The 25,394-nt window shown below is 36.8% G+C and carries 16 protein-coding genes and 1 tRNA gene; 8 read left to right on the forward strand and 9 right to left on the reverse strand.

The genetic code is table 11. The annotated features are described in order from the left end of the window. Positions 1-371 precede the first annotated feature (371 nt). The 7 genes from lysA to hisH all read right to left on the reverse strand — a co-directional run bounded on the left by lysA (position 372) and on the right by hisH (position 6,478). Positions 372-1,532 (reverse strand): diaminopimelate decarboxylase, encoded by a 1,161-nt coding sequence (gene lysA / locus WKT12_RS13540; protein ID WP_021971992.1) that lies wholly within the window; start codon positions 1,530-1,532, stop codon positions 372-374. Positions 1,533-1,603: 71 nt separating this feature from the next. Then, the gene (locus WKT12_RS13545) at positions 1,604-2,926 is read right to left on the reverse strand and encodes an aspartate kinase (protein WP_021971993.1); all 1,323 of its coding nucleotides are present in this window, start codon (positions 2,924-2,926) and stop codon (positions 1,604-1,606) included. 118 nt (positions 2,927-3,044) lie between these two features. Then, positions 3,045-3,725: a cell division ATP-binding protein FtsE gene (locus WKT12_RS13550; protein WP_021971994.1), complete on the reverse strand. Its 681-nt coding sequence runs from the start codon at positions 3,723-3,725 to the stop codon at positions 3,045-3,047. A 5-nt stretch (positions 3,726-3,730) separates the two neighbouring features. Then, the gene (gene hisIE / locus WKT12_RS13555) at positions 3,731-4,342 is read right to left on the reverse strand and encodes a bifunctional phosphoribosyl-AMP cyclohydrolase/phosphoribosyl-ATP diphosphatase HisIE (RefSeq protein WP_021971995.1); all 612 of its coding nucleotides are present in this window, start codon (positions 4,340-4,342) and stop codon (positions 3,731-3,733) included. Positions 4,343-4,365: 23 nt separating this feature from the next. Beyond that, a complete protein-coding gene (hisF, locus tag WKT12_RS13560) occupies positions 4,366-5,121 on the reverse strand; it encodes an imidazole glycerol phosphate synthase subunit HisF (RefSeq protein ID WP_021971996.1) in 756 nt (251 codons plus the stop codon). A gap of 18 nt (positions 5,122-5,139) precedes the next feature. After that, positions 5,140-5,859: a 1-(5-phosphoribosyl)-5-[(5-phosphoribosylamino)methylideneamino]imidazole-4-carboxamide isomerase gene (gene hisA / locus WKT12_RS13565; protein ID WP_340320008.1), complete on the reverse strand. Its 720-nt coding sequence runs from the start codon at positions 5,857-5,859 to the stop codon at positions 5,140-5,142. A gap of 28 nt (positions 5,860-5,887) precedes the next feature. Next, on the reverse strand, positions 5,888-6,478 hold the full coding sequence (gene hisH / locus WKT12_RS13570; protein WP_340320009.1) for an imidazole glycerol phosphate synthase subunit HisH: 591 nt from the start codon (positions 6,476-6,478) through the stop codon (positions 5,888-5,890). Between the two features lie 255 nt (positions 6,479-6,733). On the opposite strand from hisH, the gene WKT12_RS13575 reads away from it, so the two are divergent. After that, positions 6,734-6,810, forward strand: a tRNA-Asp gene (locus WKT12_RS13575). A gap of 392 nt (positions 6,811-7,202) precedes the next feature. On the opposite strand, the gene WKT12_RS13580 is transcribed toward WKT12_RS13575, so the two are convergent. Further along, complete coding sequence (locus tag WKT12_RS13580) at positions 7,203-7,424, reverse strand: hypothetical protein (RefSeq protein WP_340320010.1); 222 nt, start codon at positions 7,422-7,424, stop codon at positions 7,203-7,205. 910 nt (positions 7,425-8,334) lie between these two features. Here WKT12_RS13580 and WKT12_RS13585 point away from each other — a divergent pair. The 7 genes from WKT12_RS13585 to WKT12_RS13615 all read left to right on the forward strand — a co-directional run bounded on the left by WKT12_RS13585 (position 8,335) and on the right by WKT12_RS13615 (position 23,487). Further along, a complete protein-coding gene (locus WKT12_RS13585) occupies positions 8,335-10,671 on the forward strand; it encodes a fimbrillin family protein (RefSeq protein WP_340320011.1) in 2,337 nt (778 codons plus the stop codon). A 51-nt stretch (positions 10,672-10,722) separates the two neighbouring features. Then, positions 10,723-12,543, forward strand: coding sequence for a fimbrillin family protein (locus WKT12_RS13590; RefSeq protein ID WP_340320012.1), 1,821 nt, complete (start codon positions 10,723-10,725; stop codon positions 12,541-12,543). A gap of 73 nt (positions 12,544-12,616) precedes the next feature. After that, positions 12,617-15,007, forward strand: coding sequence for a pectinesterase family protein (locus tag WKT12_RS13595; protein ID WP_340320013.1), 2,391 nt, complete (start codon positions 12,617-12,619; stop codon positions 15,005-15,007). A 128-nt stretch (positions 15,008-15,135) separates the two neighbouring features. Then, the gene (locus WKT12_RS13600) at positions 15,136-18,387 is read left to right on the forward strand and encodes a SusC/RagA family TonB-linked outer membrane protein (RefSeq protein ID WP_445323147.1); all 3,252 of its coding nucleotides are present in this window, start codon (positions 15,136-15,138) and stop codon (positions 18,385-18,387) included. Positions 18,388-18,406: 19 nt separating this feature from the next. Then, entirely contained in the window at positions 18,407-20,392 is a 1,986-nt protein-coding gene (locus tag WKT12_RS13605) for a RagB/SusD family nutrient uptake outer membrane protein (protein ID WP_340320014.1), read from the forward strand. A gap of 14 nt (positions 20,393-20,406) precedes the next feature. Then, complete coding sequence (locus tag WKT12_RS13610) at positions 20,407-22,653, forward strand: hypothetical protein (RefSeq protein WP_340320015.1); 2,247 nt, start codon at positions 20,407-20,409, stop codon at positions 22,651-22,653. A 489-nt stretch (positions 22,654-23,142) separates the two neighbouring features. After that, complete coding sequence (locus WKT12_RS13615; RefSeq protein WP_340320016.1) at positions 23,143-23,487, forward strand: hypothetical protein; 345 nt, start codon at positions 23,143-23,145, stop codon at positions 23,485-23,487. Positions 23,488-23,591: 104 nt separating this feature from the next. On the opposite strand, the gene WKT12_RS13620 is transcribed toward WKT12_RS13615, so the two are convergent. Beyond that, positions 23,592-25,385, reverse strand: a complete 1,794-nt coding sequence (locus WKT12_RS13620; RefSeq protein ID WP_340320017.1) for a fimbrillin family protein — start codon at positions 25,383-25,385, stop codon at positions 23,592-23,594. Positions 25,386-25,394: the final 9 nt, after the last annotated feature.

Consider the following 25,394-nt stretch of genomic DNA (forward strand, 5'->3'; position numbering starts at 1 on the left):
TCCTAAAAGTTAGACAAAAACTTTTAGGATTTGTTTTTTCATATTTCAAAAAATGGCAAGCCCTAACTTCTATCAGCCAAGACTTGCCCCTTTCCCTAATTTTATTTAGGGAATCAAGTTATCCATTCCAAAGATAATATTAAAAAATTATACCTCCAATAGTAATCCTTTTTTGTTGATATATTTAAGCTATATTATTGGAACTGCATTGACAATGTGGAGGGATTACGGAATAACTCTTAGTGAGAAAATAATTCCGCTCCTTCATACTTGTAGGTATAAAGAAGCGGAAAAAGTGTGCATGTTTAAAACCTAATGCAGCTATTTTATGAGAAATGTGATTTCTTTATTAATAAAGAAATATTTGTTCCTTAGATCAATTCGTCCGATGTGTATCCTTTAGGTAAAGGACGGCAATTATAACCTGAAGCCATAATTTCGCCGTATGCTCCGGCAGAACGCAACGCTATAATATCACCACGCTTTACGCGGTTTAAGTCGATAGCTTTTCCAAATACATCCGAAGATTCACAAATAGGTCCTACTACATCATATGTTTCTGGCGTTTCGTCAGACGTGATATTTTCAATTTTATGGTATGCCTGATAAAGAGCCGGGCGAATCAAGTCGGTCATGCCTGCATCAACAATGGCAAACTGTTTATTGGTGCCTTGTTTTACATAAATTACTTTCGTGATGAGGCTTCCGCATTGTCCTACTACAGCTCGTCCCAGTTCAAAGTGTAATGTCTGTTGAGGACGCAATTTCAGATGTTTGTGATATGTAGCGAAGTAATCTGCAAAATCAGGGATAGGTTTACGGTTAGGGTGCGCATAATCGATTCCCAATCCACCGCCTACGTTTATATGCTCAACAATAATCTGACGGGCATAAAGTTTTTCTTGCAGCTCATTGACGCGGTTGCATAAAGCAACGAAGTCGCCCATATCCAAAATTTGGGAACCAATATGAAAATGCAGGCCGACAAATTTCACATTATTCATTTCGAGCGCACGGTCAATAACTTTATCCATGTCCTGCATGCTGATACCAAATTTATTTTCGGCCAATCCTGTAGTTATATTTGCATGTGTATGTGCGCCTACATCGGGATTGATACGGAAAGCTACACGTGCGATTTTTCCTTTTGCAGCTGCCAGTTCATTAATTACTTCCAATTCAGGGACAGATTCGACATTAAAACAGAAAATATCATAATCTAATCCTAAATTGATTTCACGATCGGTTTTTCCGACTCCAGCATATACTATTTTACTTGCAGGAAATCCAGCTTTGATAGCAGCAGAGATTTCACCTCCACTTACGCAGTCAGCTCCCAAGCCATGTTCGCGAATAATGCTTAGTACTTTGGGGTTTGCATTGGCTTTTATTGCATAGTGTACGCAAAATTTATTATACTTAGCAGCTTCTGTGCGTATAACATTCAGCGTATCTCGCAGTAAGTTTGCATCATAGTAGTAAAATGGAGTTTCTAGTTCACGGAATTTATTAATTGGAAATGTTCCTTTCATATATATAAAGTTAAAAAAACGGGCGACATAATTTAAAGGTAAATTGTATCGTCCGTTTCTCTTATGAGGATTTATTTATTGTTGTTGAATAATACGTCGCTTAAAGCTTGTAAGGCTCTCTTCTTGTCAGACTCTCTGATCAGGAAAGAGATGTTGTAATTACTTCCACCGTACGAAATCATACGTACAGGTATATCTTTCATTGCCTGAATGGCTCTTGCCTCGAAGCCGATGTTTTCCCATTCTAAATCGCCCACTACACAAACGATACACATGTCATGGTCTACAGTAACTGTACCGTATTTTTTCAGATCGTTTACGATTTCGTTCAGGTGCTTAGTATTGTCGATGGACATGGAAACACCTACTTCCGAAGTACAGACCATATCGATAGGAGTCTGGTAGCTTTCGAATATTTCGAATACTTTGCGCAAGAAACCGTGTGCCAGCAGCATGCGGCTCGATTTAATTTTAATAGCAGTAATATTATCTTTGGCTGCAACTGCTTTTATCTTACCCTTTTCTGTCTCATTGGAAATGAGTGTACCTGGAGCGCTGGGTTCCATGGTGTTGAGCAGACGTACAGGAATATTGGCATATTTAGCTGGTTGTACACATGTAGGGTGCAGAATCTTTGCACCGAAATATGCTAATTCAGCTGCTTCTTCGAAATGCAGTTGACGAACAGGAGAAGTTTTGTCTACTACACGCGGGTCATTGTCATGCATACCGTCAATGTCAGTCCAGATCTGAATTTCAGAAGCATTGATGGCGGCACCGATCAAAGAAGCAGTATAATCGCTTCCACCTCGCTGTAAATTGTCTATTTCTCCGTAAGCGTTACGGCAAATAAAACCTTGTGTAATATATATTTCCTGTCCTGGATGTGCTTCGAGCTGTGCTGACAGCTTTTCGCGGATATAGTTCAAATCGGGTTCACTATTTTTGTCTGTGCGCATAAATTCCAAAGCTGGAATCAGAACAGCCTTTACACCTTGTTCGCAAAGGTAATTTGTCACCATATTAGTCGAAATAATTTCACCCTGAGCTAAAATTACTTTTTCTTCGAACAGTGTAAATATATCCTTTGTGAAAGATCGGATATAGTCGAATACCGATTTTACGAACTCCAGAGTCTTTTGTTTGTACTCTTCAGTAGAGAAAAGCTCATCAATATGCTGTTTATACTTAGCTTCCAGCTTATTGATAACTTCGTTTGCTCCTTCGGGATTTTTCTTGTATAGATAATCCGAAATTTCAACCAGTGTGTTGGTTGTACCCGACATTGCAGACAATACTACTATTTTCTGCTCGCCATCAGTAATTAATTTGGCAACATCTTTCATTCTCTGTGCAGAGCCTACTGATGTTCCTCCAAACTTTAAGACTTTCATTTTCTAGTTTCGAATTTTAATTGTTCTATAAAATACTCTTTCTTTTGTGCGCAAATATACGAATATTTTATAGTTATTTTCAAGTAATGTTGATAAAATGTGTAACAATTTGTCTTTTTTAGTACTCATTTGCTTCATGCAGATGGTGTTGTTCGCAGCGATACACTTTGCCTGGAAACTCTGTAAGAAGGTTCAGGTTGTGGGTCGTCATAATGATGGCCGAACCCTGCGAGCAGATTTCTTGAAGCAGACTGACAATATTCCGTCCCGTTTCTACGTCAAGATTTCCAGTCGGCTCATCGGCAAGGATGATTTCCGGCTTGTTTAGGATGGCACGTGCGATGACAATACGTTGTTGTTCTCCGCCTGAAAGTTCGTTGGGCATTTTGTATCCTTTGTTTTCCATACCTACCAGGCGCAATACTTCGTCGATACGGTTTTCTCTTTCCTGTCTTTGTTTCCAGCCGGTTGCCCTCAGTACAAAATCAAGGTTGTCGTGTACGGTACGGTCGGTCAGGAGCTGGAAATCCTGAAAGACAATGCCTAATTTCCTTCGTAATCCGGCAACATCCTTTTGTTTGATGGTACGCATGTCGTATCCTAAGACGTAAGCTTCTCCTCCGCATATCTCAAGTTCGCCATAGATGGTTTTCAGAAAGGTTGATTTTCCACTTCCTACTTTACCTATCAAGTAGACGAACTCTCCCTTTTTCAGCTCGAAATTTACATCGTTCAGGACACCCAATTCTTGCTGATTGATATCTACTCCTTTATAAAGGATAAGTGGTTGTTCTTCCATATAGATTAATGCTTCTTCCAGTTTTCGCTATGACGCTCTTTTAATTCACGTGCCAGATCTTCAATGCGATAGCCTTTTGATGTAAGTAGCACGATAAGGTGATACAGTAAATCTGCTCCTTCATAAATCAAGCGTTCATCGGTACCGTTACATGCTTCTATTACAGTTTCTACAGCTTCTTCACCTACTTTCTGTGCCATTTTATTGACGCCGGATTTGAACAAGCTGGTAGTGTATGATTTTTCTGGCATCTCTTCATGACGTTTGTCGATGAAATCTTGTAATTCTTTCAGGAACATGATATCTTGTTCGTTCTTTTCTCCCCAACAGGTATCAGCTCCGGTGTGACATACCGGACCAGCTGGATTAGCCTTTATCAGTAACGTGTCGTTGTCACAGTCGGAGGCAATGGAAACGACATACAAGAAGTTACCGCTTTCTTCTCCCTTAGTCCACAGACGATTTTTGGTACGGCTGAAGAAAGTTACTTTACCTGTTTCTACTGTTTTGTTGTAAGCTTCTTCGTTCATGAAGCCCAGCATCAATACTTTTTGAGTGTAGTTATCTTGAATGATGGCGGGGATAAGTCCGTTCATTTTACCAAAATCTAATTCCATATTATATTATTTAATTTGTTGTTTTAAAGTCTGACATTAATTCCTTCTTTGCAAAGGTATGATTTTAATTCGGGAATGGAAATTTCTCCAAAGTGAAAAACACTGGCTGCCAGTGCTGCATCGGCTTTCCCTTTTATGAAAGCATCTTTAAAATGCTCCTTACATCCTGCACCTCCCGAGGCGATGACGGGAATTGTCAGCATATCACTGAGCCGTGACAAAGCTTCATTGGCATAGCCGTTTTTCACGCCATCGTGATCCATGCTTGTAAACAATATCTCACCGGCTCCGCGTTCATTTGCTTCGTGCGCCCAGTCAAAGAGATCTTTGTCGGTTTCTTTTCTGCCACCATTCAGATAGCATTTCCATCCGTTTGCAGTCTGTCGGGCATCAATGGCGACGACACATACTTGCGAACCGAAGTGAGCCGCAATATCGTCTATCAGTTGTGGGTTGCGGATGGCCGAAGAGTTAATGGAAACCTTGTCAGCTCCGGCATTGAGCAGGCGGTCTACATCATTCAGTTCATGGATACCTCCTCCTACGGTGAAAGGAATGTTTATATGAGCAGCGATGCGTTTCACCAATTCCGTAAACGTTTTACGGCCTTCGTAGCTGGCGGTTATATCCAGATATACCAGTTCGTCTGCGCCTTGCTCACTGTATGCTTTGCCTAATTCCACCGGATCGCCCGCTTGGCGGAGGTTGACAAAGTTCGTTCCTTTTACAGTCTGTCCGTCTTTAATGTCCAGGCATGGAATGATACGTTTTGCTAACATGATATTATTGTCTTTTATTTAAATATAACGGCTTAGTTCTCTGAGTGATATTTTACCTTCGTACAAAGCTTTTCCCACGACGACAGCAGGAATGCCCGCTTCGTGAAGCTTCAAAATATCATCAAGACTGCTTACGCCTCCACTTGCTATCAGGTGCAACTCAGGATAGGTTGCCATAATGTCTTTATAGAGTGGGGTGGAAGGCCCTTCCAGCATTCCGTCCCGACTGATATCGGTACAGAGAACTTTAGTTATTCCTCTCTTAATATAGTAGTCCAAAAATGGCATTAACTCTTGCGAGCTTTCTTCTTTCCATCCGCTGATTGCTATTTTTTTGTCTTTTACATCGGCTCCGAGAATGATTTTTTCATTACCGTATTTGTCCAGCCATTGGCAGAGTGTTTCCGGCTGTTTTACGGCAATGCTTCCCAATGTGACCATTTGGGCTCCGTTTTCGAAAGCAATCGCTAAATCTTCATCACTTTTTACGCCTCCCCCAAAGTCGATTATCAATGAGGTCTGACTGGCTATTCTATCGAGTACACGATAATTTACAACATGATGTGAAGCTGCTCCATCCAAATCGACTACATGCAAACGGCTGATTCCGTATGCTTCAAATTCCTTGGCAACTTCTACAGGGTTCTCATTATATATCTTTTGGGAATCGTATTTACCTTGTGAAAGGCGTACGCATTTTCCATCTATAATATCAATGGCTGGAATGAATTCTATCATAATATGCTAAATATCGGTTGAGGTATGTTTATAAATCGAGAAAATTAGAAAGGATTTTTTCTCCGTTTTTCCCGCTTTTTTCTGGATGAAATTGTGTGGCATAAAAATTATCTTTGTGCAATGCCGAACTGTAAGGCAGAATATAGTCGGTCTGGGCTGCGGTACATTCGTTTAAAGGAACGTAATAACTATGCACAAAGTAGACAAATTCCTCATTGTCTAAGCCTTCGAATAATTTACTCTGAAGGTGAGTAATGGTATTCCATCCCATGTGAGGAACCTTGTCTTCATGTTGCAAAGAATGGAAGCGTTTTACTTCTGCGTCGAATATGCCCAAACAGTCTACATCTCCCTCTTCAGAGTGGCTACACATAAGCTGCATGCCCAGGCAAATACCTAATACGGGTTGCTTCAAGTCTTTAATGAGAATATCGAGTTGGTTCTCCTTTAGATAATGCATAGTGTTTCGGGCTTCTCCTACGCCTGGGAAGATTATCTTATCTGCTTTTTGTAGAATTTCTTTATCTGCAGTAATAATGGGCTCTATCCCCAAGCGACGCAATGCATAGTCGACAGAGAAGATATTGCCGGCATTGTATTTTATAATAGCTACATTCATCCTTTTTTGTTTAATTTGTAGTTTTTGCAAAAGTAACGAATTATTGTGAACTTCCTATTATTTATAACAGAAAGTTCGTTAATAAGCTTTGTGCGTAACAAGTCTTTCTAAAAAGGTGTGTGATATTTAACCTTTATGTAGAAAATATAATAATGGAAAATGAAGAATTTGAATGCGGGCTATTGCAAGTTAAGAAAAAAGTTGTACCTTTGCATCCGCAATCGAGAGAGAAAGCAATAAAAACAAAAAATTAATGGTGCGTTAGTTCAGTTGGTTAGAATACATGCCTGTCACGCATGGGGTCACGGGTTCGAGTCCCGTACGCACCGCCAGCTTACAAAGCAAAATTAGGAAAAGCTCTGATTCACAACAGAATCAGGGCTTTTTTCGTTTCCGGGCGGAAGCAGAATAGAACCTCAGGAAGTTGTTGTAGGCTACCCCGTTTTGCTCTTCAAAAACATCCTACGGCTTTTCCTGGTAGTACATGAAGATCGGTCATTGAATCCATCTGTCTGTTCGGACATACGGTTGTTATTCTCGTCTAGCGTATGTAACTCTTCATTTCGTATAGTCGCATAGATATACTGATAGAGCTTGTTTACAATGCTTTTTATACTCCTCCCCCCCCCCTTATCACGTGGCTTCCGTATACGACAGGCTTTTAGGAAAGTTTCGTAATAACTGGACCATTGGCTGGTTCGTAGCGGTCCGACTTTTTCACTTACTAGACCATATTGTCACTTTTGCAGACTTCCAGACTCCCTCTATATAGGTGACGGAATTCGACAGACTGTTGAAGAAGAATTCTATGCCATGCATGATACATGGCCTTGGCATCAGCCAGTCTGCTAAAGGAAAGGATGTAGCACAAAACCATAATGGAAGCATGTATATGCGTCTTACGGTCGGTGGCATAAAGCTTGTCACTGGCAAGATTAATCTGCATTTCTCCTCCAGGGATATGGGTATTGTGATAAGAAAGTTTTAGTAATCACGGATGTATTTCTTGAATTGTGTATACCGATAGACGTTGGGCGGTGTCTTGAGGTATTCCTCATGTAATAGCTGGATAGTCAGATAACGATGTCTGGTGAGATCCTCAACATAATCCGGTAATAATTCGTCTAGTTCAGTTTTCTGACCCAACGGTTGGGGGACTGGAGGGGATTGTAGTAGGCTGCGGATCTGCTCCTTGCTCATTCTGTCTACTGTATTGTAATTGATTTTGGCTTCATCGGCTAATTTCTTGTAGTGGTTCAGTACTCCCTGGCCTATGTATAGTTGTGCGCATAGACTAGGGAGTGGAAACCGATAGTATTTGAAATACTCTCTTTAATTTCACATATTCAATGTTCTGTTTGCCATATCTTGAGGAAGTTGGATTACTCATACCTCTAAGATATGAAGTTTTATGCTTTCTACTTTTGTATTTGAATATTCATCAGAAACTCTTTTATCTATTAGATAAAATCCCTATTTCTATATTTCTTTCCTTTGCATTCGAGGTGATTGAATTATCCAATGCTCCTTCAGAAAGAATATTAAATATTGTTTTTTATAATATTGATGATTATTTTTTATACAGATACTATTTTTTACGGATTTTATTCCTCCTTTACGTTGGCTCATTTTTTATTTAGATAATTGTATTTCTGAATTAAATTGTTTTTGTTTTTGTATTATTAAATAAGGTTAATTTATTTATGTATTGGTTTGATATGTTTTTTTGTATATTATATATTTGTTTCGTGATGTTTCTTTTTCTTTCGTTCGCTGGACGATATGTGAAATGCCAATATTTGAATTAACCTTTGTATATGATCTTATTTTGATATGTTAATATAAAATTTTTAACTATGAAATTTTACAATTATTTATTTTTGTCTTTTGTGCTTTTAGGCGGTCTTTCGTCTTGTGTAGACGAAGATACCTCAGATGGTTCAAATGACTATATCAAGTCGTTTGCAGCTGTACCTTGGGCATATACCTCTTCTCGTATGAATGATGTTACTAATGAATGGGGTGAAGGAGATAAAGTCGGTATGTTTAAATTTGCAAAAAATGATGTGTCTGCTCCTGCCGAGTTATCTTGTAATATTCCGTTTACTACTTCTTCAAATGGAACCAATGTGGAGTTTGTTTCTGAAATAGGAGTGCCAACTTCTCAACTTGCTGCAGATTTTGTTGCATATTATCCATTTAGTAATGATGCTTCAGGCATGTTGGTTTCACATGATTTGTCTGATCAGTCCTCAGGGTATGCTGTATATGACCTGATGTGGGCTCAAAATAAAAATATAGTGAAAAAAAGTCAGCAGGATATGACTTTTACCTTTCAACATCAATTTGCAAAACTTGTATTTAAACCTTTGATACGTGAAGGACAAAATGTTAATAATGTTGTTTTGAAAGGTAGTGCTAATCAATCTGAATTTAATTTAGCTACGGGAGTAATGACAATAGTCGGTTATGGTGATATTAAGTTGTATAAAGATGATAAAAATGGTGAATTTATATGTTTGTTGCCCCCTGCTTCTTCGACATCTGGATTGCAGTTGGAGATTACTACGTCTGGAGTGATTGGTGATGAGGTTTACGAATATAGAATTTTAGATAGTGGTCAGACCTCTATTTCAGCAGGGAAAATATATAACTTGAATGTCGAGTTGGGAGATTATATTTATGGGGTTATAGAAGAAGTTGATGGGACGACTTCACCTTATGAAGATATGGAAGACGTTGATGATTTTATAGGAATAAAACCTGTTGAGTTCGCGGCTTTCCCGGGTGCATTGGGTGCTGGTAAGAATACAAGAGGCGGACGTGGTGGAAAGGTTTTACATGTAACTAATCTTGATGATGATGCTAATAATCCACCTTTAGGCTCGTTTCGTTGGGCATGTAATCAGAGTGGAGCACGTACTATTGTTTTCGATATTGCAGGGACAATTCATTTAAAGGCTGATTTGGCATTGCGTAATGATTATGTTACAATTGCTGGTCAAACCTCTCCGGGTGGAATTTGTATAGCAGATTATGGCTTTACGATCAAGGCTAATGAAGTTATCATACGTTATATGCGTTTCCGTCCTGGTGACGTGAGTGGAGGCGAACCTGATGGAATTGGTGGAATGGATAGAAAAAATGTTATAGTTGATCATTGTTCTGCTAGTTGGAGTGTTGACGAATGTCTTGCAGTATATGGAATGGAAAATTCTACGGTTCAATGGTGTATGGGATATCAGGCACTACGAGTTTCAACTCATGGTAAAGGAACCCATGGATTTGGCGCTATGTGGGGTGGAAATAAAGCTTCATATCATCATAATCTTTTGGCTCATTGTGAAAGTCGTATGCCACGTCTTGGTCCACGTAATTCTACTCAATTAAATGAACATGTTGATATACGTAATAATGTATATTATAATTGGGATGGACAAGGCTGTTATGGAGGAGAAAACCAAACTGTTAATATTGTTAATAATTATTATAAACCAGGTCCAGCTACTACCGAGCCAGAAGCATATCGTGTTGCAAAATTATGTGTTCAAACAAATACGGATCCAGAAAATGATTTCTTACCATCTTTGTATAAATGGGGTGATTTCTATATTACAGGAAATGTGGTTGAAGGTTACGATGATGTAACAGCTGATAATTGGACTAGAGGAGTTTATGAACAGCAAAGTAATGATGAAGAGACCAATTTTTCATGGAATGATGAAACTAAAGATTCCATTCGTTTTGATTTCCCTGTGTTTATTCCTGAAGGTGGTTTGTTTGAACGTTCTGCGAAAAGTTCCTATGCTGCAGTTCTGAAATATGTTGGTGCCTCAAACTATAGAGATGTATTGGATGAATTAATTATTTCAGATGTAATAAACGGTACAGCCTCTTGCACTGCAATTGGAAATAAAGACGGTTTTATTAATACTCCTTCCGAGGTGCTTCAAGCACTTCCTGAATTAGGTAATAATCCATACCCTGAATTGAAAACGGATACATCGGTAGATGTTACGGATACGGATAATGACGGCATGCCAGACAAGTTTGAATTGAGTTATGGCCTTGATCCAAATAATTCGTCAGATGGTAATGCTAAGACTCTTGACCCTGATGGTAATTATACCAATTTAGAAATATACCTCCATCTTTTAGTGGAAAAGATAACTGAGTCTCAATATCTTGATTGAGATAAGATTGTTAATTCGTAAAAATGTTGTTAAATAAAAATTCTACTGATTATGAAAACAAATTGTATACTGGGCGTTGTTTTATTGGTTGCTGTATTTGCTTGTACGGACAAGCTTGAAACTCCGGTAGCATTAAATCCAGAAGGAGCCATTAAATATATTAATTCAAGTGCCATGGATTATCTGTCAGATTCTGAAAGTCGTTTGAATGATGTGGCAAATACATGGGAAGCAGGTGATAAGATAGGTTTATTTATGTTTGCTTCTGGTAGCAATATGGTGTTGAATGATGCTTCAAATATAGGATTTTCAACGACAAGTTCGGGGACGACTGTTTCATTCTCTACAGATGTTCCTATTACTATTTCCCCTGATAATGCTGATTACTATGCTTATTATCCTTATAGTTCTACTGCTGTAACTGATATAAATGGAATTCCAACATATTCGATTGATTTGTCTGATTTAAGTTCTGGCTATAAAGCTTATGATTTAATGTGGGCAAAACTTCAGGATGTACCATACGAGGAAGCGCGACATCTTTCTTTTCAGTTTTTGCATCAATTGTGTAAATTGACTATTAGACCACAGGTAGAAGATGGTGATATACTTAACAATGTTGTTTTAAAAAATGTACCATCTAAGGCTTCTTTTAATCTTATGAATGGTAGCATTTCCTCTGTAGAAAATTCAAATATTACTCCTTATCATAATGAGGCAGATAGTACTTATACAGTTTTATTGTTGCCTACTTCTACTGTTTCGGATATAGTAATATCTTTTGATATAATGAGTGGTGGTGTGGCTAAGGAATATACATATACAGTAAATCCAGAAAAAATAACTTCTTTTGAAGCAGGGAAAAGTTATACAATTAATCTTGATATACAGTCAATAGAAATACCTGATACTAGTGGAGAAGGGGAAGATTATGATAAAATTATTGATGTGACATCTTCTACGGATTTGGCTGCTGAACTGTCTGGTGTTACTGGCTCATGTGCAATAAGATTCTCTTCTTCAGATGCTGTTACATTAAATAATACTCTTGAGATACCTAGTGGCATAACAGAGTTGTATTTAATATCTGCGGATGAAACGCAAGCGCCTGTGGCAATGAAGGATATACGGCTTGTATCAACTTTACAGAAATTGGTGTTTAATAATCTTGATATTACTGGGCAAGATGGTGTTAGTTTAATAACTGGAGATAGTTATATGGCTCATGCTGGTAGTATAGAGATTAAGAACTGTGAGATGAGTGGTATGGAATATATTTATTATATCGAAGGGTATGATAAGGCAAATCTTCAACCATATCAGGAGTCGTTTATTGAAAACTTTACTGTAGATAATAGTATAATTCACGATATTACTTCAGTCGTTTGGATACGTACTGTTGCCAATGTTTCCTTTAAAAACTCGACAATATATAATGTTGGTGATGAGATCTATATGCATAATACAAATCTTTCTCCATTAGGGCAAAATATGACTTTAACATTGGAAGATTGTACAATTGTTGGGCATAGTAGTAGTAATGCATTCTCTGGGGATGGTAAAAATATTACAGCTTATCTTTATAGAAATATAATATTGGCAGCATCTAATAAAAACGTGGTATATCGTGTAAATGTAATTTCAGTAGATCCAGCCGCTTCAACTGCTACGTTGTCTGCAGGAACTTATGAGCAAAATTTTGTGCCTGAAGGTTATAGTAATAGAATGCATAATCAATATATGCTTGAAGACGTTATTAAAGTAGTTACTCCAGCTACTGATTTACTACCTAATTATAATTTTGATAGTCCTACTAATGATTTTAGTACTTATTATGATGCTGGAGATCCTCGTTGGAGAATAGCTAAATAATAAATTCAATCATAGCGAGGGTGCATTATTTATTGCATCCTCGTTTTTTATTAATAATTATTTTTTGTCTTGTATGGTGGCTCGTAATATATCGGAATTTATTTTTGGTCTGTTATTTTTATTTTCTTGTTCTACAAATGATGATGTTTCTTCAGATATGTTTAAGGGTAAGGTCAGTTTTTGTGCAAAAATTTCATCATATGAATCTAGGTTAAGTTCTGATGGAATCTCATGGACTGTTGGGGATAGAATAGGGGCATTTATGTATAATACTGTAGGTGAATGTCTATCGGATAATGTTATGTATTCATGTGGTTATAGTGAAATAACAGCTAAGTTTACTTCTGAGTCTCCTTTCTTTCTGACTGATAAAATGGGGGAAGTGTTTTTTTGGGCATACTATCCTTACAATCGATCTTTGAGCGATATGCAATATATATTAAATTTGAAAGATCAATCTGCTGGTACTTCTGCGTTCGATTTGATGATGTCTGAAGAGGTCTTTGAAAATTATTCATATAATGACTTGAAATCTGTTCCCCTTGTTTTTAAGCATTGTTTATCTAAAGTTGTCTTAAAATTTGTAGATTCTTCAGGTAATAAGGTATCTGTTGAGAAAGTGGCTTTTCATGGATTTAATATACAAGGAATATATAATTTTAGGACACGTGAACTTCTTCAAAATAGTCAGAGTGAAACCTCTATATTACCTTATGTGTCTTCAGATAAATCCATGAGTGAGGTAATTCTGATGCCCTCTTCTTTTACGCAGTTACATTATGTTTCTTATGAATATAAAGGAAAACCTTATTTGTGGAAATTCCAAAACAATAAGGAATTGCTACGAAATATAGATAAGGGCTTTGTTTATGAATTTGTCATAGAAGCAGGCTCTTCGGCACCAGCCGATGTTGAGCAGGGAGGAAATACTACAACGCCTTGGGAGGATGGAGGTGAATATAATGATAAAGTTGGTTATTTTAATTATGAGCTTTATCCTTATAATATTGAAGATGCATATGTTGATACAGAGCTTATCTTGACATTTAATGGGCAGTCACCTACGCTTGGAAAGGATGGATATATAAGGATATATAGACTTTATGATAATATGTTGGTTGATGAAATAAATCTTTCAGAATGTCCTACTCCAATACCTGCAACAGGAACCGTAAAGTTCAATACTTGGATGGATATAATAGGAGCAGGTGATCGACGTCTTATTGTAAATTATCATCCTATTAAAGTTACGGATAATTCTGTTATTATAAAACCACACTCTCATGTTTTGGATTATAATACTACTTATTACGTTACTATTGATAGTAATGTTATACATCATCCTCAATTTTCTGGGATTTCTAAGTTATCGTGGTTCTTTAAAACGCGTGAAAGTCCGAGCGTTCTGTCTGATTTGCGTGTTAGTCATTCTGATTCTACTGCTCATTTTTATACATTACAAGGGGCTATTGATTATTTTACAAATGCCTATATGTTAAATCAGAAAAAGATAATTTGTATTGACTCAGGCGTGTATGAAGAAATTGTAAATATTAGAGGATTAAGTAATTTGACTATCAAGGGAAATGGTGTAGGGAATACTATACTACAGTACGATAATAATAACGGCATGAATTTGGAACTTAAGTCTGGATGTGAAATGCAGTATCTGAGAGATCTTAAATATGGTGATGATATTCCTGTGGGTACTGATGGAAATTGTTTAGGAGGAGGATGTTCTAATTTAATTATTTCAGGTAATGCAGACAAGGTTCGTTTTGAAGATATTTCTTTTAAAAATACCTATCCAGAAAAAGATCAATGTGAGGTTATATGCTTGCGTAATAACTCTGATAATGCTGTGGCTTTTATACATTGTAATTTTTATAGTAACCAAAATGCTCTGTCGCCAGGAGGTGGTTTTAATTGGTTTTACCAATGTTATATAGAAGGTGATTCCGATTTGGTATGGGGCGGAAATTCTGCATGTCTTTTTGAGGAATGTGAACTGAAAATGATAAAAAGTAGAGGTCGGGGCTTTAATATTAGGACTGATCTAAATAATCTTGGTTATGTATGTTATAAATGTAAACTTACAGTTGCGAATGGGGTTGATAATTGTCATCTAATGGAAGGGTCTGGTATTATTGGTTATGACAATATAAGCTATGTACACACTATAATAGATAAGAGGTTTTTTAATGGGGGAATATGTAATTTAGTAAAGGGTTTAAATCCTATACCCGATAATAAAGTTGATGGTGATACAGGTTTGCAAGATGGATGTAAAGTTTATGACTGTACATGTATTGAATCTGGTGTCAATATAGGGACTATATTAAATAGTGGTGTATATGGTTTGGATTATATTTTCGAATTATCGGAAAATGATTATGAGCTTTATATGAAAGATCGAAAAACTATTTTAAGTGGATATTCTGATGTAATCTGGTTTAATTTATAATAGTTAATATACGTTAATATTGTTTCGTTTCGTTTTGAATTTTGCTTTTATTTTCTTTTCTTTGTCTTGTTAATTTTTCCTATATACTATGTGGATATTATTTTATTTATTAACCAATTAATTCTAATATGAAACGTAAGAAAAGTAAAAAAATGAGCTTTCTGTTTCTGTTGTTGGTTATGGTATTTTTCATACCACTTCAGATATTTGCTCAAAACATTACAGTCAAAGGTAGGGTATTGGATTCTAATGGAGAATCGATTATTGGTGCTACCATTGTTGAAAAAGGTAATTCGTCTAATGGTACAACATCAGATTTTGATGGTAATTTTCAGTTAAAAGTTCGTAATGGTAGAGTTTTGGTAATATCTTATATTGGTATGCAAACTCAAGAAGTTAAGGCTGTAGCTGGAAAAGTTTTGAAAGTTGTATTAGAAGATGATTCTCAATCTTTGGATGAAGTGGTTGTCATTGGATATGGTAGTACAGTACGTAAGGATTTGACTGGTTCGGTGGGTTCAGTTTCAGGAAAGGCCCTTGCAGCTATTCCAGTTACTTCTGCAGCTGTTGCATTGCAGGGTAAAGTAGCTGGTGTGCAAGTAACTACAGTCGATGGTGCTCCAGGTGCAGATATTAATATTCGTGTACGTGGAGGTACGTCAGTAACTCAAAGTAATGATCCGCTTTATATTGTAGATGGTTTTCAAACAGATAATATAAATGATATTCCTCCAACAGATATTGCTTCTATTGATGTATTGAAAGATGCATCTTTAACTGCTATTTATGGTGCCAAAGGTGGTAATGGAGTCGTTATCGTAACAACTAAATCTGCAAAACAGGGAAAAATACAGGTTGGAATCAATACATATCTTTCTGTAAGTAAGCTTGCTCGTAAGCTGGATCTTATGAATGCTTATGATTATGTGCGTTATCAATATGATTGGGCTGCTTGTAATGGTAATAGAAGTTCTAATGCTAAATATTTCCGTGCGAATTTCGGTAATCCTCAAGATATGGATTTGTATCATAAGGCTACAAACTATGATTGGCAGGATGAAGTTATGGGGGAAACTCCCTTAAATTATTCTACTAATGTTACTATAGGTGGCGGTTCTGAAAAAGTCCGTTTTAATCTGTCTATTACTCAATCTGATGATAGAGGTATTATTATGGGTTCTGGTGTACGCCGTACGAATATTAATACAAAACTCAATATTCAGTTAGCAAAAAATTTAACATTTACGTATAATCCTAAATTCTCATATCGTCGTGATACAGGTGCTGGGGGTGATAATATTGGTAGTGGAGGTATTATTGATGTATTACGTTATCGACCTACTAATGGTTTACGTGAATTTGCTTTTTGGGATCCAGCGACAGTCGATCCGGAAGATGAGGCTATATTTGAATATACAAATCCTAAAAATGATATTAAAGAAAATACTCAGTTGAAGCATTCTTATTCTTATACAAATCAATTTAGTTTGCAGTGGCAGCCAATAAAAGGTCTGACGTTAAAAACAGAAGGGGTTCATTATATTCAATATAAAGATCAGAACCGTTTTTATGGTGCAATGACTGATACTGGGCAAGATAACAATTCTATGCCTGTAGCTCAGATTACAAATAGTCAAAGTTCAAGATATTCATGGACAAATACGATTAATTACGGATTTGATATAAAGGGTGTTCATAATATTAATTTGCTGTTGGGGCAGGAACTTCAAAGTTCATCATCTCAACAAGTATATGTAATGAATAGATATTTTCCTGTTGGAATTTCAGATAGAGATGCTTGGAATAATATGGGACATGGTACACCATATCAGACTACTTCCTATGAGTCGACGCCCGATCGTACTTCATCTTTTTTTGGACAAGTGAACTATAACTATGATCGTAAATATTATTTATCTGCTACAATGCGTGCTGATGGGTCTACAAAGTTTGCACCAGGTAACCAGTGGGGATATTTCCCTTCAATATCAGGAGCTTGGGTGATTTCAAATGAAAGTTTCTTGGAATATAATCCAGTTATTAGTAATTTGAAGTTACGTGCGGCTGTGGGATTGGCTGGTAATAATAGAATAGATGATGACCAATGGAGGTATATTTATGAGATTTCGGCAAATGGTGGACCTGGATTTGGTGAATCTACTCAGTACGGTGAAAAATGGTATCAGATAGATGGTTCCATGCCTAACCCTGATATAAAATGGGAAACGACTTTGACACGTAATGTAGCTTTGGATTTGAGTTTATTTGATGGACGTTTGAATATTACTCCTGAATTCTATTGGAATACAACGAGGGATCTTCTTTATACTTCCGATATACCTTCAACAACAGGATTTACACAACAGATTCAGAACATAGGACAGGTTACAAACAAAGGTTTTGAATTTACAGTCAACGGTGATATCCTTCGTGGAAAAGATTATGTGTTAAGTGCTAATTTTACTTTGGGATTTAATAAAATGGTCGTTGACAAACTGAACAATACAGATGATGTTCTTTGGCTACAGAATGATAGATGGAAATCAAGCTATAATGACTATTGTTTGAAAGTCGGTGATGAAGTTGGGCTGATTTATGGTTTTGTATATGATGGACTTTATAGTTTTGATGAATTTACATTTGATCCTACTCAAGGAAATATTGCTGTACCGAAAGAAAATACTGTTATAAATGAGGTTTTTGAGAGTAGTAATTCTGGAGAAGCTACATTACCTGGTAAAATCAAGTTTAAGGATTTAGATGGTGATGGAAAAATTACAGAAGACGACCGTACTGTTATAGGTAATACTACACCAGATTTTCAGGGAGGTTTCGGATTAAATGGGCAATGGAAAGGATTCGATTTTACAGCCAACTTTAATTTTATGGTAGGTTTTGACATTAATAACGCTACGGCTTATCAATTGTCTTCGGCAGAAGATAATAGCGATAATTTCTATAATGTTTTGTCCAAGTTTAATGATCGTTGGATTTATACCTTAGAAAACGGACAGTCTCTTTATTTGTCATCACAAGTACCAAATTCTTTGGAAGTTTATCAGCAAATGAATGAAGGTAAAACTTTATGGAATCCTGCAGATATAGAAAATAAAGTAACTCATTCTTATTTTATAGAGGATGGTTCATTCTTACGTTTGCAAGATATTACGATAGGTTATTCATTGCCTAATAAGATTATTTCAAAACTTAAAATGTCAAGATTACGTTTCTATGTCAGTGCAACGAACCTATTTCTTATAACTGGGTATTCTGGTTATGACCCAGAAGTAGATATACAGACTGGTTTGACCTGCGGTATGGACTATAATCGTTATCCGCGTAGCCGTAGCTTTGTGTTCGGTGCAAATATTACATTCTAATATATAAATTATACTGTATATGAAATTCAAAAATATTTTTATAATGGGATTATCAGTTTTGGGATTCACATCTTGTACTGATTTTTTGGATGTAGAAGCGCCTTCCAAATTTGATAATGATTATATTTTCAGCAGCAAAGAAGAAATGAATGTCCTGTTGAATAGTATTTATACACAATTACTTGATGGAAGTACTTATGGTGGTGATTATTATATAGCTAGATTTTGTTTAAACAGCGATGTCGACATGTCTACATCTACTTCTGACATGGCAACAGATAATAGCTATCGTCGTTTTGATTGTACGAGTAATGGCAGTGAGATAGAAAAGCTATGGAATGCTTCATATGAAGGTATTGAATATTGTAACAATTTTATTTATAATGCGGAGAATTCAGAGTTTGCCAATGATTCTGAAGTTTTGCAGATGATTGGTGAGGCAAAGGTCATTAGAGCTATGTTTTATCATGATATGGTGGTGCTTTTCGGTGATATTCCATTTTCTTTTACTCCATCTATTCAAGTAGAGAATCAGGTAATGCCTGTTATGGCCCGAGAGGAAATATATAATCATCTTATTGAAGATCTTGAACAGGCTGCTCCTAATATGATGTTTGCCAATCAGTTAAGTGAAGGTGTAGAGAGAGTGTCTAAAGAGTTTTGTTGGTCTATGATTGCTCGTATCGCATTATCATGTGGTGGCTATTCATTACACCCTGATGAATTAAATCCTGCAAGTTATGGAGTAATGAAACGCCCTGATAATTATAAGGACTATTATGATATTTGCCGTATTTATTGTGATTCTGTTATTTCTTCAAATACACATGATTTGCAAAAGGAGTTTTATCAGGTGTTCTATGATGAGTGCAATTATAAGGTTACTAATAATGATGATCCTATTTTTGAAATACCTTTTGCACAGAATCAGAGTGGAGGTATTGGATATTATCATGGACCTAAGGGAAATATGTGGAATAGTGCAACTACTGGAAATAATGTCTGGGGGGGAAGCAGTGGTAATGCACGTGTAAGCGCCTTCTATCGTTACATGTTTCATGAAAAAGATAAACGTCGTGATTATCTTAATGGAATGTGGTATTATGAGTACGATGGAACTCCGTTGATTAATTCTGATTATACTGTTTTTAACAATAAATGGTCAAAGTTTTGGACAGAGTCTCCTTTAGGTAATATGACAGAAGGTAATACTGGCATCAATTTCCCTTATATGCGATATACAGATGTGTTGCTTATGTATGCAGAAGCTGTTAATGAAGTAGAAGACGGTGTGAGTGGTCCTAACGGAGCAAAGGCTATTGAACAACTTAGAAAAGTACGTTCACGCGCGTTTGATGATCAAACTTTGGTGGATTCTTATATTAAAACGGTTGCAGCATCGAAGGAAACGTTTCTAAAAGCAGTATTGGATGAACGTAAATTTGAGTTTGCGGGAGAAAATATGCGTTGGAAAGATTTGGTAAGAAATAATCTGTATAACGAGGTGGTTTATTATTCTTTTTATCGTTATTTCTCTGTTGCAGAGAATGCTAGTGGTTCTCCTCAGTTCTTGGAACAAGTTTCAGAATACGATGGTATTGATTATGAAAAACTTCCTACGATGATGTATTGGAAAGAAGTTGAGAATAGTAATGATATAACCAAATATCCGAATAAAGTTCTTAATGTTCTTGACATATATAATCCTTATGAAAGGGTTAACAACCCGCCTTCAGATGATTATGAAGGTGAAGAGTTCTATCAATGGTGGGACGATTTTACTCCAAAAGCTCAATGTATGTATTCTTTCTATGGCTATATTCGTTGTGATTTAAATGGAAATATTTGGTTAGTAAATTCTGATGGGTCTTTATTGCCAGATGGTGGCCCTGTGTCTGGAGGTATGAATACTTTGCCGGTTATACGATACATATTGCCTTACCCTCAGAGCGCTATACAACGCAGTGCCGGTGAATATAAGAACTATTATGGATATAAAAACTAAATCTAATAGCTAATATGAAAAACAAATTTTGTTATTTAATAACATTCTTAATGTTGGTTATCCTTTCTTCTTGTAAGGATGACGTTATAACGATGTCTGAATACGGAAGTTTAGACCGTGAGTTTATGACGATGTTTCGTAAAGATGATAACACAGGGAAAGGTGATAATGATCCTTACAAATGTCAGGTCGTGAATTCCAATGATGTACATTTATATTGGTATGGAGTTAAAGGTTGCGCTGGTTATGAACTGAAATGGGCTTTGCTGCCTGCTGTGTCATCCGGCTTGGCTTCCGATTGGGAAAATCCTGCCAATATTATAGGTGATACAATTGTTGGTCCTGATTGTTTGGATATTATAATTAAGGATTTACAATACAGTACTGATTATAGATTCGCAATTCGTACTCTTTCTGCCAAAGGAGAAGAATATAACTCAAATTGGTATGGTTATGGTAGTACTAATGAATGGGCTGATTATATGCAGTTAACAACAGATATACGATATAATGTTCCTGAAGTTATAACGGTAGAAGATATAACGAAAACTACATTCCGCGTAAAAATAGATCGTGCATTGGCTAATGCGGGAGGTGATGAGTCTTTTCTTAAAAATTTTGAGATAGATGCCAATGGTAATTTTGTAATGCAAAAATTAAAAGTACAAGCTTCACCTACGAATCCATCTGCTGCTCTTCCTGATAAGTGGAAAGACTATACCATAACCGATACTGATTTTACAAATGGCTATATTGACGTTGATGGTTTGACTCAAAACAGTGTATATGTAGTAGATGTGGAGAACGAGAATATTCCTGTACATTGGGATGCTATATATAATACATGTGTTATACGTACAGATGGAGATCCGGGTGAACCTATTCTTATACAGCATTATTGTGATCCTAATGATACGATACCAGGAGCCACCGCTCTTAATGCATGTAGAATAGATACAATATTAAATAATTTTGTAGCAGATGATGGTTTATCAGAAGGAACTATATACGAACTTGAAGGTGGAAAAACATATTATTTAGCAAGTTCTGTAAATCTTTGTAAGGGATTGACTCTTAAAACAAGAGATGAAGATCTTGCTATGGGTAAGAGGGCAAAAGTATTACTGAATGGTATGTCTCAGGTGGATGGCTCTCCTCAAACAGCACATTTTTATTTGGGAAGACATCCTTTGTCTGGTGAACTTGGAGGTATTAATATTAAGGACCTTATTTTTGAAGGGATTGATTTTGACTGTCCTGGTGCTTTTAATTACGGAGTGTCGACCTCTGCTACAGGTAACTATTTTATGAATATGTATTCTGATGGAATGGCTATAACAGTTTCTTCTATACAGTTGAAGAATTGTACATTCCAGCGAATGATTCGTGGATTTGTCCGTGTGCAAGGTGCTAATCGAAAAGTTTTTGAAGAATTCTTAGTTGAAGATTGTTTATTCTATAACTGCGGCTATTATAATACTAAAGGTCAGGGATATGGATGGATTGATGGAGATGGTAAGCATGCCAAATCAAATATATATAAGAATATGATATTCAGAAGAAATACATTTTATGATTCACCTCGTGAACAGTTGTTTACTGATAGTGGGGCTGATTTGAATTGGGGTAGTGATATTCAATACAACATAACGTTTGAGAATAATACTGTTGTAAATTTTAGCACGAGAACAAGTGGATATGAAATGTTTGATTTGAAGTATATGCCAGGTGGTAGTAAGATTACTATTAAAAATAATTTGTTCGTTTTAGCTAAACAAGAAGATGATAGCAGAACTATGTATTTTGCAGGTATGTATATTAATACAATTAAAGGATCTGGTATAATGACATTTGATATAGAAAATAATTATTCTACTATTGGAAATTATACAGGAACGGAAATATTCAATACTGGTGCATTCTCATCAACGAGTAACAGTGCTGGACGTTGGCCTGATTATTGTATTAATGGAACGGAACAATTGGTTGTGAAAACTGGTACAGTAGGGATATCTGCTGTAGAGTTGATGGAAAATCCAAATCCTCCGTATAAAAATGGAGACCCGTTGATGCATAATGTTGATAACTTGTTTGGTAATTCTCCATCACAAGGAAGTGAATATTCTGGAATTGGTAGTATATTCCCATACGGAAACGCAAAGAGTGTAAATCTGTATTTCCAGAATACAGAGCGTGTAAAGAATCACGAGATATATAAAAATAATATCGGTGATCCTAGATGGAGAGCTAAAGTCTATTAAGTGGTTGGTAGAAAAAATGGTATTGTAAGATATCTTGTGTAAACAAAAATACGGAATTCATAATTGGGTTCCGTATTTTTTTTATCTTATATATCTTGTATATTCTCTTCGGACAAAGTTCCGTTACTAAATCGTTACAGAAAAATCAACGTCTGATTATTGTAACGGTATGTAGTGAAAAATGTAGAAATGATTTTAAGTAGAAGTAGGTTTTGTTTTTAGCTTGACACGTTCGTGATGAGATATTGACACCTTCGTGCTTTGGTATCGTCACGTTTGTGATGAGGCCGTATCACGTCCGTGTCAAGATATATTCGATAGCTTTTATTCTCATTTTTAAGGTGATGCTGCATTACTGCATATGAACAATCTAATGTTTGTGCGGTGTGAGATTTTAACGTCTCTTTGTTCGTAAAAATATGTTAGCTTGTTTTTGGTTTATTCGAAAAAGTCCTAATTTTGCACTGCCTTTTGAATAGCAAAGCAAATATGGAAAATTATATGGTAAAAGCGGCCGACGCTTTTTTGACGGGACGTCCTTACGGTATACGTCTGGACTTCAAGCGAAGAGGTTTTGTCCTTTTCAATCATAACATGAATTTGCTGGGTAATGACATACCCTGCCGGGTAGATATGCTCCCTTTGGAAAACTTTGATGTAGAGGATATACCTCAGTTGGGCGACCGTATTGTTCGGAATGGAGATGTGACCGACATCTTTTTTTATAATGAGGCTAATAATCCTTATGCTGGCAATAGGGTAGATTTGGAAAAACTAAAGATTTATAATAAGTATATTTATCCGCTGGCTCTTTTGCTTGATCGTAATTTATAAAGTATGAACTTCATCGATGAAGTTCTATATAAAAACAGTATCCGCCATTGAGGTCAATAGAAACCATCAATGGCGGATATGTTGTTATAGCGGTCAATTCTCCTCTATTTTACGTCAGGGAAGGCTGCCTTCCAGATATCGAGTCGTAAATCGACGAGGGTAAGCGACCCAATCACGGCTTGTGCCTTGGGTTGAGTACCGTCATTATAATCCAGCGGAGTAAGATACGTTCCCTGAGTTGTATTTTCTTTGTATTTTACCTTAAATCTTCTCATGGAAGCATGATTAGGTTCTTCTTCTCCATAGTTATTGTCACAGAAATATAAAAATGCTACGTTGCCTTCAGCATCGAATTCGGCTCCCCAGATAGTCATTGAATGTCGGCTGCCATTAGGACCGACAAAACCGTTAGCCGAGAATCCAATAGCCTTGTTGGTACGAAAAGCATTTTTCATCCATAAATTAAAATTTTCCTTCGATAAGTTACGGGTTTCGGTTGCAACTGCATCATTTTTGGAAAATACTTTAGAGAAGAATCCTTCAAAATTTTCATTGTAGCAATATGTCAGGTTCTGCTTGTTTCCGTTGATAAACCAGTTTACGCCTCCTGTATCCCAGCTTCCTTGATTAGGAAAAGAAGCTTTGAAAAAATTAAAGACTTCGCTATGATTCTGGTCTTTTTCTGTCATTTTACGATATCCCATAGGGCAAGGATCCCCTCCATATTTAGCTTCGTATGCTTCGATGTATTTTCGGTTGTGCTCCAGCCACCAGTGAATAAGGTTGGAAGCAGTTGCAGCCCAGCACATATTTCTGTCGCCGATATACTGGAATGTCTTGTTACAATCGTACCATCCACAGCCCTCCTTCCAGGTCAGGTAGTTTTCTTCATTTGGAAGTCCCAGCTTTTCGTAAGCGTAGCGCATCCATTCTCCTTCAGGGAAAGAGCTTACGTCTACGGTATACGATTGAATATTTTCCTTGCCGGGGAAGTCTGGGGATGTAATTCCGTATACCCAATAAGTTTGGTTGCAGAAATCCATGTCGGCACTTCCTCCTGTTTCATCAGACTTTAGTGTCAGGTTGAAAGTTGTCTGCATGCCGGGAGAGAAACTTTCGATATCAGAATTGAGTGGATATGTTACACTTTTCCCCTCACTTGTCAGGCGGATAAGTCCGTCGCCGTTACGATATGCCTCTGCTTCTTGAGGAAGAATAATTGCTGTGTAGATATTCGACGTTTCTTGTTGAGGAGTGATCCATGTATAAGTCGGTTCTGCCTCTTCTGTTAAAGTTACATTTCCGCTTGCGATAGAAATTTTTCCTTCAGTACGACTTCGTATTTCTATTTTCAGATCATCAGGTACAGACCCTTTCAAGTTTATAAAAATCCGGTGCAGTGCATGGCGAAACTGCATGACGGCAGAAGTGCTGCTGGCATCGACGGTGGTGCTTCCGAATAAAATATCTGCTGCCGCATAATTCTGTTTATCATGCTGTTGGACAGGCAAGCTGATTTTTCTTACTGATGCATCGCCTTCATACTGTGGAAGTATGGGGAAAATGCCCGTAAGGTAAAGTTCTCCTTGTCCATAGTCACTGCGTTGCAGATTGGGAGTCCATTGTCCGCCAGCATAAGTTAGCTGAGTTGTGGTGGTTTTTGCTTCAGACTTGATTTGAATTTCAATGCAGTCATTTTCTACAAAGGAACCTTTTCCTTCACTGTCTGTCACGACACGTGTTTGTTCTCTGGAGCTATCTTCTGTCCATCCCGTCTGAAAACAGGTTAATGAAAAACAGTTGTCTTGACTGATTAAAACATCCTCTGTCTGGTTACACGAGTTCAGGAAGAACAGAGAACTGAAAAGTATGATAGCAGTTGCGTTGAATTTTTTCATAACTATAAA

Origin of the sequence: Phocaeicola sp. HCN-6420, assembly GCF_037890145.1 — a bacterium.
Lineage (GTDB): Bacteria > Bacteroidota > Bacteroidia > Bacteroidales > Bacteroidaceae > Phocaeicola.